Source organism: Verrucomicrobiia bacterium, assembly GCA_035577545.1.
GTDB lineage: Bacteria > Verrucomicrobiota > Verrucomicrobiia > Palsa-1439 > Palsa-1439 > Palsa-1439.
Window position 1 is genome coordinate 25,326 of the sequence record DATLVI010000008.1, and the last position, 13,272, is coordinate 38,597.

The window sequence follows — 13,272 nt, forward strand, 5'->3', positions numbered from 1 at the left end:
GCCTGAAATTATTCGGCCTACACCCCGGGGCAATGGGCGGTGTAGATTTTGCCGAGCTGGTATTCGAAGAAGGCTTTACGTTTGTTGTGGGTGGCCTGAAACGTGGGATTGCTCACGAGAAGCCAGCAGAACTCAACCCATTCGCCCAATCTTGCAGGAGGAATTTTCAGTTTCTTCATTCGAGTCACCGTTCGTCTCTTGAACAAGGAGTGGTAAATAGCAGGGTTCGTGCACGATGCTGGAAGACATCGAAATCGGGGGTGTTTGGGCCTCTTTTGTGTGGCGGACTGATCGGGGCGAATGGGGCGCGGGCAACTTTGCGACTTTCAATCGCAGAGATGCAAAAGGTGTGGCTTCCATAAGCGGCGGCGAGAAGCCTTTCGCCTTGCTGGCGCATCGGGCGGTGTGTTAGCTTTCGCCCGCTTTTATGAGGAGAGGGGGGAAACCGCTGTTGTTGGTCGTGGCGCTGCTGTCGCTGGCGGCAGGCGGGTATGCCGACGAGCCGGCGACCAACGCGCCCGCCGAAGACCTGGGTCCACCCTCGACCGTTGACGCCGAGAACATGCAGTTCGACCAGGCGTCAAAAACCTATATCGCCGACGGTCATGTCGTGATCCACGACAAAGATGCCGTCCTCCAGGCCGATCACGTGAAGTATAACGCGGTGACGAAAGAAGCCTGGGCGGAGGGGCATGTGCGACTCAACCGCGCGGCCCAGGAATGGGTTTCTCCGTCACTTTATTATAACTTCGATACGCGCGCCCTGAAGACCCAGCAAGCCGAGGGCTTTGTCGACCCAGTCTACGTGCATACGGAGAACCTCGAGCAGACAAATGCCGACCACTATGTTTTCACCCGCGGTTTCGCCACGACCTGTGATTACGACAAGCCGGATTACCGATTCCAAGCCACGCACGGCGAGATTTGGCCCGGCGATCGCGTCGTGCTCTACAATGCCACCCTGCGTCTCGGCGACACTCCTGTTGGCTGGTTCCCCATGATCGTCTTTTCGTTGAAGGGCGACATGCCGCCAATCATGGTTTCGGTGGGTGACGACTCACGATGGGGGGCTTTCCTCCTGTCTGCGTACACTTGGAAACCGACCAAAAACGTGGAAGTCACCGTCCACGCGGACGAGCGGACAGAGCGTGGTTTTGGCACCGGCGCGGATGTGCAATACCGCATGGGACCGGATGGGCACGGGTTGTTGACGGGTTATTATCTGAACGACGCAAAACCGTTTGCCGGCGGTGATCGCTTCGAAGAAAGCGACATCACCCACAATCGGTACCGTGGCGAGTGGCAGCACAAGCAGTACCTGACCAATGACGTCACTGTTACAGTTGATCTCAACAAACTTAGCGATTCCGCCGTGATGCAGGATTTTTTCCGGAAAGAATTCAACCACGACCGTGATCCCGGCTCCGTCGCTGACATTACCAAGCGGGGTTCCGATTACACGCTGTCGCTTCTCACCACTCCGGAATTTAACGATTTCTTCGCCGGGGTGGAGCGCTTGCCCGAAGGGAAGCTGGCAGTGGATCGGACGCGGCTGGGCGGCACGCCGTTCTTTTATGAGGGAGAGAGCAGCGTTGGGCAGTACCATAATGTGCCTGGCAACACGAATGTGCTGGGAAGCACGGCGGACACGAATTTTGTCGGGAACGCTGTCCGTGCCGACACGTTTCACCAAATCGTCATGCCGGAAATGTTGGGAGGGTGGCTTTCGGTGATTCCACGAGCAGGGGTACGCGGGGATTATTACTCGCGAGCGCCCGCAGATGCTCCGGACCAGGAGGACGTAACGCGGGTGGTCTATGATCTTGGCACACAAGCCTCCTTCAAGATTTCCCGGGAGTGGGATGATGTGCACAGCGACTGGCTCCACATTGACGGACTGCGGCATATTTTGCAGCCTTTTGCGGATTACCAGTGGATTCCGACTCCCAATGTCGCCACGAACAATCTTTTCCAATTTGATTCCGTGCGCGACGTGACCCTCCGCGGCGGTGACCTCCTCTCCGTGACGCGGTATTCACCGCTGGAGTCCCCGGCGTATAACACGATCGACTCGATTGACGGGCAAAACCTGGTGCGATTCGGTTTGCGACAGGCATTGCAGACGCGGCGTGACGGCGAGGCGTGGAACCTCGTCGACGTGACGGGTTGGACGGATTGGCATATTGAAAAGGATACAGGAGAGACCGATTTTGCGGACTTTTTCGGGACGATGGAATTGCGGCCGTACCGGTGGTTGTCGTTGGACGCGTTTTCACGTTATGATATGGAGGCGGGGTTGCTGCGCGAGTTCAACACTGAGATGCGCGTGATCAACGCCGACCATTGGATTTTTGGAATAGGAACGCGCTACTTGCGTGATGACAGCAATCTCATTACGGGTGATTTCACGTATCAGTTGACGCGCCATTGGAGCGCGCATGTGTACGAACGCTTTGACATGGAAGACGGCACGTGGGAAGAGCAATCGTATTCGTTGCGGCAGGAAACGCATGACTGGCTTATTGATTATGGTTTCCGCGACCTTGGCCGGCACAAGGAGGTTGGCGTATCCACGACCAAGGCGGAAATGGCGGTGTTTGTCAGCGTAACGCTAAAGGCATTTCCCACCAGTACTTTGAAGTTCAACTGAGTCGGCTGCGGAGTGAGTAATTTATGGTGAAGATCAGCATTGTCGGGACTGGATACGTCGGCCTTGTGACGGGTGCCTGCTTCGCGGAAGTGGGGCATCAGGTCATTTGCGTAGATAACGACCCGAAGAAAGTGGAGACGCTGCAAGCCGGCGGCATCCCAATTTACGAACCGGGCCTCGAGGAGATGGTGAAACGGAACGTCGCCAACGGGCGGCTGCGCTTCACGGGACAGATTGCCGATGGCGTGAACAACTCCGAGGTGATTTTCATCGCCGTGCCCACCCCACCCAAGACCAATGGCGACGTGGACATGAGCTTTGTTGAGCGGGTGGCGCGCGAGATCGCGGCCACCATGACGGAATACAAGATCGTCGTGGACAAATCCACCGTGCCGGTCAAGACCGGTGAAAAAGTCGCGGAGACGATCAAGCGTTACAACAAACACAAGGTCGACTTCGATGTCATCAGCAACCCGGAGTTCCTGCGCGAGGGTTGCGCTGTGCAGGACCTGATGCAGCCGGACCGGGTCGTGATTGGCGTTGGCAACTCGCGTCCTGTGGCCAAGATGAAAGAGGTTTACACGCCGTTCAGCGCCCCGATCATCGTGACCGACATCAACAGCGCGGAATTGATCAAGCACGCGTGCAATTCCTTCCTCGCCCTGAAGATCTCCTATGCCAACGCGCTGTCCGTCATCTGCGAAGCCAGCGGCGCGAACATCTCGGACGTCGTTCATGGCATGGGCCTGGACAAGCGGATCGGCCGCGAGTTTCTCAATGCCGGCCTCGGCTACGGGGGATCCTGTTTCCCGAAGGACCTCAGCGCGTTCGTCCATATCGCCGAGGCGCTGGGCTACGACTTTCGCCTGCTCAAGGAGGTCCAGCAGATCAATTCCGACCAGATCGAACGTTTTCTCAAGAAGATCCATGACACGCTCTGGATCGTGAAAGACAAGACCATCGGTGTGCTCGGGCTCGCGTTCAAGCCGAACACGGACGACATGCGGCTCGCGCCGTCGCTGGAAATCATCCGACCGCTCCAGAAGGAGGGTGCGAAAATCCGCGCGTACGACCCGAAGGCAATGGAAAAGGCGCGCGAGATTTTGCCCGGAGTCGAATTCTGCGACAGTGCGTATGCCGTCGCCACGGGGGCGGATGCGCTCATCATTTGCACGGAATGGGATGAATTCCGCCAACTCGACCTTGAAAAGCTGCGCTCGGTAATGACCCAGCCGATTGTGCTGGATGGTCGCAATTTGTTCAACCCGCAGAAGATGACCGAACTGGGCTTTGTCTACAAGAGTATCGGCAGGTGACATGCGCCGCGGCGCGGTCATTCTGTTCCTGATTGTCGCCGCGTGCGCCCCGGCTCTGGCGCAGAAGCCTTTTCCGCCCATCACGGCCAACGATCGGATCGTTGTGGTCGCGCCGCACCCCGACGACGAGATTCTCGGCGCAGGTGGTCTGATCCAGCAGGCGTGCGCCGTCGGTGCGGAGGTGCATATAATTTATCTCACCAGCGGCGACCACAACCAGATCGCGTTTAAGCTCTATAAGCTCCGCCTGCACTTTAGTCCCCGCCAATACATTGCGTTCGGCGAACTGCGTCATCGCGAGGCGACCGCCGCCACGGCGCTGTTCGGCATGACGCGCGACCAACTGAATTTCCTCGGCTACCCGGACTATGGGACGTTGCAAATTTGGCGCGACTACTGGGGCGAGACCCGGCCGTTTCGCAGCGACGCGACGCGTACCAACGCGGTGCCGTACACGGACGCGTTTGGGCCAGGGCATTTGTACAAACCTGAGAACGTCGTCGCGGACTTTGTGGAATTGTTCCGACGGATTCGTCCGACGAAGGTGTTCGTCACGCATCCCGCGGATACGAATCCGGACCACCGGGCGGCGGCGAATTTCGTACGTCTCGCCGTGCTCGAGCTTCCGGCGGAACAGGCGCCACCGCAGCTTTACTATTATCTCGTTCACTTCGGGCGGTGGCCGGCTCCCTATCATTACCATCCGGAACTGGGACTTGAGCCACCGCAGCAGCTGCTGGATGACGGCGATTGGCTGTCACTGCCACTGACGCCGGAGCAAGCGCAGAAAAAATACGAAGCCATCCTCCAGAACCGCACACAATTAACGACGCGGCACTATTTCCTGGTATCGTTCGCGCGCGCGGATGAAATCTTTGCCACGATCGATGTGTTGCCGGTGCCAACCGTGCCAGCCGATGCGGTCATCAACTGGAGGAAGGCTGTCCACAGCAAAGCCATTGGACTCAACCCCGGCGAGATGTCCCCCAAAACCAGCGCCGAGCAGGCGTTGGTCGAGGAACTCGCCGCCATGCAATTGGAGGAGACCTCGTATGTGCGCCAGGGAGACGACCTGATTGCGCAGGTCACGGTCCACAACCGGCTCGGAAAGCGGGCGAATGTGCATTTGTTGCTTTACGGTTATAAACGGGGTTCCGATTTTGCCACCCTGCCCAAACTGCACATCAACATTACGCCCCTCGGCGGTGTGCATGTGTTTGACGATCGCAAACGCGTGAAGGAAGAGGACGTCAAGGTCATTAGCGTTGAGAACCACCTCATTGTCCGCGTGCCGCTACGGCTGTTGGGCGATGAGGTGCCGGACCTGTTGTTCACCGCGACACGGGCGAACCTCGGCGAGGTCGCGGCGGACGATACCGCGTGGCATCTCTTTTCGCTGTCCAACGACTCGGGAAGCGGGCATACAATCGGGCGTTAGTCCGCAACGAATAGAAAGAACAAATGGATTACTTGATCACAGGAGGAGCCGGGTTTATTGGCTCGAACATCGCCGAGCACCTGGTCGGTCAGGGGCGAAGCGTCCGTGTTTTTGACAATTTTTCCACCGGTAAACGCGCGAATGTGGAATCCTTCGCTGCGAAGGCGGAAATTCTCGAAGGCGACCTGCGCGACGCGAAGTCCATCCAGCAAGCGATCAAGGATGTGCGCTATGTGCTGCATCTTGGAGCGATACCCAGCGTTCCCCGTTCCGTCGAAGACCCGTTGGCGACCAACGAAGCCAACATTACCGGCACGGTTAACCTGCTGGTCGCGGCGCGCGATGCGGGGGTGAAACGGGTGGTATTCACATCGTCGTCGAGCGTGTATGGCGACACGCCCACACTGCCCAAGCGCGAAGACATGCCGCCATCGCCGCTCTCACCGTACGCGGTCCACAAAATCACGGGCGAGTATTACGCGGCCATTTTCTGGCGATTGTACGGGCTCGAAACGATCGCGCTCCGGTACTTCAACGTCTTCGGCCCACGTCAGAACCCGCAGTCACAGTACGCCGCCGTCATCCCGCGTTTCATCACGGCCATTTTGCGCGACGAATCGCCGACCATTTTTGGTGACGGCAGCCAGACGCGCGATTTCTCCCACGTCGAGAACGTCATCCATGCGAACGTCCTCGCCTGTGAAGCGCCGAAAGAAGCACTCGGCCAGTCATTCAACATCGCCTGTGGCGGTCGCATCTCGCTCTTGGATCTCGTCGAGACCGTGAACAAGATTCTCGGCAAGAACGTGAAACCGAAGTTCGACCCGCCGCGCCCCGGCGACATTCTCCACAGCCAAGCCGACATCGCGAAGGCGGAAAAACTTCTCGGCTGGCAGCCCCGGGTAAATTTTCCCGAAGGCATCGCCAAGACCATCGCGTGGTATCAGCGGCAACTCCCAGCGAAAGGATGAACCATGAATGCCGAATACATAAAATCTAAACCAATTCGATTACGCGAGGCTGGGAAGGATGAGAAGTGGCTTCAGGACCTAATTTGCCAAGACCCTTCGATTCTCGGACTTGGCGAAGTATCAGTTCTGCATCGAGAGAAGGCACAGCCCAGCGGCGGCCGGATAGACTTGATTCTCGCTGACCCCGACGAGACGACTTGGTACGAAACCGAGATTATGTTGGGAACCGTAAACGAAAGCCACATCATCCGAACAATCGAGTATTGGGATGTTGAGCGACGGCGTTATCCTAAACTCAAACATCACGCGGTTATCATTGCTGAAGAGATCACCAACCGCTTCTTTAATGTCATCAGCCTGCTTAACAAAGCGGTGCCAATAATTGCCATTCAGTTGAATGGTCTTATGGTCAACAAGAAGTTGGCTGTTAGCTTTGTTAAAGTTTTGGATTTGACCAAAGAGGAGGATGAACCGGGTGAAGAAGTTAATCGGCAATACTGGGATGCCAAAGCAAGCGCGAAATCGCTGGCCATTATGGATCAAATAATCGGACTCGTTCCCAAGCAGGCCGGTGAGGTTCGAGTGAAATATAATCGTGGCCACGTGGCTATGGGGACGTCGGGCAGCAATTTTTGCTGGTTTCATCCTCGTAAGGGACCTTACGTTCATTTGAATGCTTGGGTGGGTCCAGACAAACGAAAGGCCTTCGCCAAGAAACTCGAAAGCGAAGGCATTGAATGCGCCGGAAACAGTTCGATAAGGATTAGTTTGACCGAGCAAAAGCTCACTGCAAACAAGCGGCTCATTCAGGAGATCATCTCTGCGGCGGAACAAGAGTCGCACGAATGAGCATATTCCTATGTCGAAGAAACGGCGCCGACGGAACTGGAAGAGCTCGTTCACGTTGAACCGCATACGGCGAGATGCTGACAAGCTCCGATCCCAGATAGCAACTTTACCCCGATGTCTCTCGGCACGCCGATTGGCAAATTTCTTGTGTGTTTCTAGGACACCTGTTCTTCAATGGATACGTCGCGGAAACCTTCGCACCTTGAAACGCGGCAAGCGTTTGGTTGTGGAGAGGGGACAAATCGAGATTCTAATTGCTGCCGCTTGTAATGCAGCACCCTATTGCCCGCCGATACGACCGCGATACCTGAAACTACGACGACAACGGCGCAAGAAACTATCACAGTCAAAATACACGGTGAAACAACTCGCCGATCATTTCCAATGCCGTCCATCCACAATCAGAAGAGCTATCCGTGACGGACAGTTTAGGGCTAGCCGCAAGAAGAAGTCTGGACGGTGGCACCTCAAGGTGGAAGACATCCGTTGGAGTCGATTATTCTCACGTAGATGGAAAGAAAATTGGGATAATTTTGACTGGGACGAAAAAATCTGTTGACACGTTTAAAGTTCATTTCTTCTTGAAGACGGGTTTAAAGTGGCTTTAAACGGCTTTTTTAGTCTTGGAGAGTTATGCCAATTAGTTTGCAAATATCACTCAGTAAGGAAGGTATGAAAACGCGCGAATCAGCATTACCACTTAAGCTAAACTGGCGGCGACATGAAAGCGAAAGTGGGATCTGGCAAGGCGCCAAGACAGTTGGAGCACGATGGGTGCTCCCGCCTTTGCTTAACTAAGAAGCTTGTAGAGGTGGCCAAGATTGAGACCCTTCATCGCCATCAACTTGAACGCCGAGCTCTGCGAGCCGCTATCGAGATGAAACGTCTGGCCTTTGTTGAAGCCCGTATTGGACAGTGCTTCGCTTTGATTATTGGTCTCGTTGGTACTGCGGCGGCGGCATATTGCGGGACACACAGTGCGCAAGCTACCAGTCTCGCCATTGGCGGCGGCACGGTTGTGGGGTCGATGACCATCTTCATTTGCGGGCGCAGGAACAATCGGCTCGGAAAATCACCACATCATGGCATCGGCGGGCGTCCCGAGAGGCGTCGTTGACATTGGGCACGGCGCCCTATAGGCGAAGGGGCGAAATTTGGCCGTGCAAAATTTCCGGAGGCGGGGTAAGAAGGCGGCGCTGCTTTTGTCATGAGCTTGATTCGACCCAACATCAAATTGCCGCGCGCGTTCAGTTTGGTGGACGTCGTCGTGCTGGCGGCGTTAGGGGCGACGGTGTACGGGCTGGTGTCCATCGGCTCGGAGTGGTCGGGAGTGCTGCGTCCCACCGTCGAGATCAACTTGAGTCCATGGGCGTTGCCGCAGTACACGCTATTCAGCCTCTTTCGCGGGTTTGCGGCGTATGTGTTGTCACTAATCTTCACGCTGATTTACGGGCGGGTGGCAGCCTACAACGCTCGCGCTGAAAAGGTGATGGTGCCGCTGCTCGACATTCTGCAGAGTATTCCCGTCCTCGGCTTCCTGCCGGGGCTGGTGCTGGCGCTGGTGGCGGCGTTTCCAACCAGCAATTTCGGGTTGGAACTATCGTGTGTGATCATGATTTTCACGGGACAGGCGTGGAACATGACCTTTAGCTTTTATCATTCCCTGCGGTCGATCCCCGCGGAGCTGGGGGATGCTGCGCGGGTGTACCGCCTGACCTCCTGGCAGCGATTTTTGCAATTGGAACTGCCGTACTCGGCAGTGGGGTTGGTGTGGAATTCAATGATGAGCATGGCGGGCGGATGGTTTTTTCTGACGGTATGCGAGGCATTCGTGCTGCGGGGAAAAGATTTTCGCTTGCCGGGCATCGGGTCGTACATGAGCGTCGCCATTGAGAAGGACAACATGCCCGCCATGATTTACGGGGTGGTGGCGATGGTGGTGATGATCGTGGCCGTGGACCAGTTGTTCTGGCGGCCGATCGTCGCGTGGTCACAGAAGTTCAAGTTTGAGGAGACAGAGGCCTCGGAGCAGGCCGGGTCGGTCGTGCTGGATCTTCTCCAGAAATCGCGGTTGCTCCGCTGGGTGGATACGCGCGTGTGGACGCCGCTCGTGGCCATGGCGACCCCGCCCGTAGCTCTGGCGACGGCGGGTGGCGGTGCGATGGTGGATGCGTTGGATAGCGATGGGCGCCCGGCGTTTGAGTTCGGGAAATTTCTCCGCAAGATAGGAGGTTGGCTGGTTGGCATCGCGGCGCTGGTCGCAGTGGGGTGGGGTGCCGTGAACGTGGTGCGGTTGCTCATGCAATTGCATCAGAGCGACTGGATGCATGTGGGAGGCGTGACTGTGCTGACATTCCTGCGGGTGACGGCAGCGGTGATTCTCGGGACAATTTGGACGGTACCGGTTGGTGTGGCGGTGGGATTGAATCCGCGACTATCGCGGGCGCTGCAGCCGATCATCCAGATCATGGCCTCGTTTCCCGCGCCGATGGTTTATCCGCTGGCGCTGCTCGCACTGCACTGGGCAGGCGTAACCATCAACTGGGGATCCATCGCGCTCATGTTGCTCGGCACGCAGTGGTATATACTGTTTAATGTGATTGCGGGGGCGATGGCGATCCCGAATGATTTGAGGGAAGCGGCGGTAGTATATCGGATGGGCCAATGGGAACGCTGGCGGCGATTGATTATGCCGGCTATTTTCCCGTATCTCGTAACGGGCTGGGTAACGGCGGCGGGCGGCGCCTGGAACGCGAGTATCGTGGCGGAGGCCGTCCAATCCGGCAAGGAGACGCTCACGGCGGACGGCCTGGGGGCGACGATTAGCCTGGCAACCAACCAGGGAGAATTTGCCATGCTGGCGGCGTGCGTGCTGGCGATGTGTATCGCGGTGGTGGGTGTGAATCGGATATTGTGGCAGCCGTTGTACCGGGTGGCGGAGGAAAAGTACTCGCTGACGAAGTGACCTAGTCCTGCGTATGGAAAATAAAAAAGAAATCATTTGCGAGATGCGGAACGTCAGCAAGACGTTTCATCTGCCCGGCGACAAAGAGCTGAAGGTGCTGGATAATATCAGCCTCGACGTGCGCCGCCATGACATCACCGCGCTGCTCGGTCCCAGCGGTTGCGGCAAGTCAACGATCGTTCGCATCCTCGCCGGTTTGATCGATCCCACGACCGGCGAGGTGTTGGTGCATGGGCAACCGCTGCATGGGTTGAATCCTTCAATTTCGATGGTCTTCCAAAGCTTCGCTCTCTATCCGTGGTTGACGGTCGCAGAGAATGTGTCGATGGGCCTGAACGGGCGCGTCGGCGAGCCGCAGCAGCAGAAGGACCTGGTCACGCGCGCCATCGACCGGGTGGGTTTGGAAGGTTTTGAGGAGGCGTATCCCAAGGAGTTGTCGGGTGGTATGAAGCAGCGCGTTGGGATCGCGCGGGCCCTGGTGGCACAGCCAGAACTTTTGTGCATGGATGAGCCGTTCAGCGGGCTGGACGTGCTGACGGCCGAAAACCTGCGGGTGGAGTTGGTGAACCTCTGGCAGGACGCGAAGGCCGACCCGAACAGCGTGCTGATGGTCACCCACAATATCAACGAAGCCGTCTTTGTCGCTTCCCGTATCGTGGTGCTGGGCGCGCATCCGGGACAAATTCGGAAGATACTGGACAATCCGCTGCCTTACCCGCGCGATTATCACGACGCGGCGTTTATGGCCATGGCGGAACGCATCCATGACATCCTAACAACGGCCCTCATGCCCGACGAGCCGGTGGCGCCACCAACGCCAACACCCGCGGCCCCTGCCGCCCCCAAGCCCGCGCGCATCATGCCGCTGCCGAATGTGAACGTTGGGGAAATGATCGGTTTGCTGGAACGCGTCGACAACGCGGACGGTACCGCGGATATTTTCGACCTGTCGGTGGAGGTCGGGAAAGAATTCGGCAAAATACTGGAGTTGGTCAAGGCGGCGGAGCTTTTGGATTTCGTCGACACCCCGAAGCACATGGTCACGCTGCTGCCGCTGGGTCGGCAGTTGCTCGCGGAGAATGTCAACGGGCGCAAGCGGCTCGTCAATCAACAACTCCGCCAACTGCAACTGGTCGAACACGTGATTGAAATGCTGCAAAGCCAGGAGGACAAGAAAGTCGACGAAGATCTGGTGTTGGAAGAGCTGGCCGTGTGGTTACCCACCGAAAAGCCGCACATCATGTTCAAATCGATCGTGCGTTGGGGCCGGTATGCCGAATTGCTGGGCTACAGCGCCGACGAGCACAAGCTCTATCTGGATCTTGAAAGCACCTCGGCGCCAGCGCAACCAACCCTGCCGCTGGAGCAGCCGAAGACTGACTGATGTGGCGGGAGAGTTTCCCCCTAAAAGAGGCGAAGCCGAGGTTAGGGGCCTCGGCTTCCTTATGTCGGTTGGCGTTGGAGAAGCGCCTTCGACGAGGTATGGTATAGGGTGACTGTGTAAATAGCAGTGTCGGTGCCAAGCGTGCCAAAGGAGGTTTTTTGGGGATATTTTGCCGGAATCGACCCCAAAACACGCAAAATCGCCGTCACCTCGACCAAACACCTCTCAAATCTGTGCTTGTAGGGTATCGGGAACCCCTCAACTTTGCGAGTTGCACGCTTCGACGCTTTTCTATACCGTTGGCGCCTCAAAGACTGGGAGATGACATTAGCGATGGCTGTTACAATTGAAAACACTGCGCCGTGCCGCAAGAAACTCCGTGTTGAAGTAGATGCCGAGCGGGTCGCCGGGACACGCGCTGAGATTTTGCAGGAATTCCGCAAGTTCGCCGCGATCCCCGGCTTTCGTCCCGGCAAAGCGCCCGAACCGATGGTCGAGAAGCGCTACGCTGGCCAGATCGACGAGGAGCTACGCAAGCGGCTTATCCCGGAAAGTTACCGCGAAACCCTGAGCGAGCAGAAGTTGAGGGTCGTGGGTTATCCGCAGATCGAATCGGTTGACTACCAGCCCGGTCGCCCGCTGGTGTATACCGCGGCCGTTGATACCGCGCCCGAATTCGCACTTCCGGATTACAAGGGTATTCCCGTGAAGAAGAAGGCCGTCGCGGTAAAGGAAGAAGAAATCAATACGACCATCGAGACGTTACGCGAGCAACAGGCCGACTTCGTCGCCGTCGAAGGCCGCCCGCTACAGACCGGCGACTTCGCTGTCATCAACTACACCGCTGTGGCCGATGGCAAACCAATCAGCGAACTAGTGCCCGACGCCAAGGAATTGGGAGAAAAGAAGGATTTTTGGCTGCTCGTTTCAGCAGATTCGTTTCTGCCGGGCTTTTGCGAGCAACTCATCGGAGCCAATGCTGGCGAGAAACGACAGGTTCTCATCGATTTTCCGTCTGACTTTCCCCAAAAGGCGTTGGCGGGAAAGAAGGCCACTTTTTTCGTGGATGTAACCGCACTGAAGGAGAAAAAGCTGCCCGAACTCAATGACGAGTTTGCCAAGAAGGTCGGTCTCGAAAGTGTGGAAAAACTGAAGGATGCGGTCCGCAAAAGTCTCGTTGCTGAGGCCGAGAGCCAACAGGATGCGGAGGTGCGCCGTCAAATTGCTGACCACCTGTTGGGCAAGGTGGAATTTGAACTGCCCGAGTCACTTGTGCAACAGGAGACGCGCAGCATCATTTATGATGTAGTTCGCGAAAACAGCATGCGCGGGGCAACGAAAGAGCAGCTCGAAGAAAAGAAAAACGAGATCTACGGTTTTGCTGCCCAGAATGCCAAGGGGCGCCTCCGCACGTCGTTTATCCTGGAGGCCATCGCCGAGGCCGAGCAGATCAAGGTAGAGGAGGCGGAAGTCGAGCAACGGATTGCGCAGCTCGCCCAGCGCGCCCGGATTACACCCGAAAAGCTGAAGGCGCAATTGGCCGAAAAGAACGGATTTGGGGAGATTGAGGAACAAATTCTGGTTGGCAAGACCCTGGATTTCCTCGTGGCCAACGCCAAAATCGAGACGGACACCGAAAGTTAGCTGGGAGTGGGGGACAGCGCCGGCATTGGTTGCAGTCGGCAAAAGAAATGCTAGT

Annotated in this window: 10 protein-coding genes; 8 read left to right on the forward strand and 2 right to left on the reverse strand. The window is 56.9% G+C overall.

What is annotated here, in order from left to right:
- Nucleotides 1-17: 17 nt before the first annotated feature.
- A complete protein-coding gene (locus VNL17_01965; protein ID HXI82838.1) occupies nt 18-179 on the reverse strand; it encodes a hypothetical protein in 162 nt (53 codons plus the stop codon).
- Nucleotides 180-427: 248 nt separating this feature from the next.
- On the opposite strand from VNL17_01965, the gene lptD reads away from it, so the two are divergent.
- From lptD to VNL17_01990, 5 genes are read left to right on the forward strand one after another with little or no spacing between them, the layout of a single operon-like run.
- Nucleotides 428-2,650 carry an LPS assembly protein LptD gene (lptD, locus tag VNL17_01970; protein HXI82839.1) on the forward strand — a complete coding sequence of 741 codons (2,223 nt, stop codon included), beginning with the start codon at nt 428-430 and terminating at the stop codon, nt 2,648-2,650.
- A gap of 23 nt (nt 2,651-2,673) precedes the next feature.
- Nucleotides 2,674-3,966 (forward strand): UDP-glucose/GDP-mannose dehydrogenase family protein, encoded by a 1,293-nt coding sequence (locus VNL17_01975; protein HXI82840.1) that lies wholly within the window; start codon nt 2,674-2,676, stop codon nt 3,964-3,966.
- A gap of 1 nt (nt 3,967) precedes the next feature.
- Entirely contained in the window at nt 3,968-5,404 is a 1,437-nt protein-coding gene (locus VNL17_01980; protein ID HXI82841.1) for a PIG-L family deacetylase, read from the forward strand.
- Between the two features lie 23 nt (nt 5,405-5,427).
- On the forward strand, nt 5,428-6,375 hold the full coding sequence (locus tag VNL17_01985; GenBank protein ID HXI82842.1) for an SDR family oxidoreductase: 948 nt from the start codon (nt 5,428-5,430) through the stop codon (nt 6,373-6,375).
- Between the two features lie 3 nt (nt 6,376-6,378).
- Nucleotides 6,379-7,224 (forward strand): hypothetical protein, encoded by an 846-nt coding sequence (locus VNL17_01990; protein HXI82843.1) that lies wholly within the window; start codon nt 6,379-6,381, stop codon nt 7,222-7,224.
- Between the two features lie 790 nt (nt 7,225-8,014).
- Here the strand turns inward: VNL17_01990 and VNL17_01995 are convergent.
- Entirely contained in the window at nt 8,015-8,200 is a 186-nt protein-coding gene (locus VNL17_01995) for a hypothetical protein (protein ID HXI82844.1), read from the reverse strand.
- Between the two features lie 231 nt (nt 8,201-8,431).
- Between VNL17_01995 and VNL17_02000 the strand changes: the two genes are divergently transcribed.
- From VNL17_02000 to tig, 3 genes are all read left to right on the forward strand, one after another.
- Nucleotides 8,432-10,189 carry an ABC transporter permease subunit gene (locus VNL17_02000; GenBank protein HXI82845.1) on the forward strand — a complete coding sequence of 586 codons (1,758 nt, stop codon included), beginning with the start codon at nt 8,432-8,434 and terminating at the stop codon, nt 10,187-10,189.
- A 13-nt stretch (nt 10,190-10,202) separates the two neighbouring features.
- Nucleotides 10,203-11,573, forward strand: coding sequence for a nitrate/sulfonate/bicarbonate ABC transporter ATP-binding protein (locus VNL17_02005; protein ID HXI82846.1), 1,371 nt, complete (start codon nt 10,203-10,205; stop codon nt 11,571-11,573).
- A gap of 333 nt (nt 11,574-11,906) precedes the next feature.
- Nucleotides 11,907-13,217, forward strand: a complete 1,311-nt coding sequence (tig, locus tag VNL17_02010; GenBank protein ID HXI82847.1) for a trigger factor — start codon at nt 11,907-11,909, stop codon at nt 13,215-13,217.
- Nucleotides 13,218-13,272 lie beyond the last annotated feature (55 nt).

Bases quoted from the DNA above. Each gene is read 5' to 3' on its own strand.
- VNL17_02005 (HXI82846.1), top strand. From the start codon at position 10,203: ATGGAAAATAAAAAAGAAATCATTTGCGAGATGCGGAACGTCAGCAAG.
- VNL17_01975 (HXI82840.1), top strand. From the start codon at position 2,674: ATGGTGAAGATCAGCATTGTCGGGACTGGATACGTCGGCCTTGTGACG.
- tig (HXI82847.1), top strand. From the start codon at position 11,907: ATGGCTGTTACAATTGAAAACACTGCGCCGTGCCGCAAGAAACTCCGT.
- VNL17_01965 (HXI82838.1), bottom strand. From the start codon at position 179: ATGAAGAAACTGAAAATTCCTCCTGCAAGATTGGGCGAATGGGTTGAG.
- VNL17_02000 (HXI82845.1), top strand. From the start codon at position 8,432: ATGAGCTTGATTCGACCCAACATCAAATTGCCGCGCGCGTTCAGTTTG.
- VNL17_01990 (HXI82843.1), top strand. From the start codon at position 6,379: ATGAATGCCGAATACATAAAATCTAAACCAATTCGATTACGCGAGGCT.
- VNL17_01980 (HXI82841.1), top strand. From the start codon at position 3,968: ATGCGCCGCGGCGCGGTCATTCTGTTCCTGATTGTCGCCGCGTGCGCC.
- VNL17_01985 (HXI82842.1), top strand. From the start codon at position 5,428: ATGGATTACTTGATCACAGGAGGAGCCGGGTTTATTGGCTCGAACATC.
- lptD (HXI82839.1), top strand. From the start codon at position 428: ATGAGGAGAGGGGGGAAACCGCTGTTGTTGGTCGTGGCGCTGCTGTCG.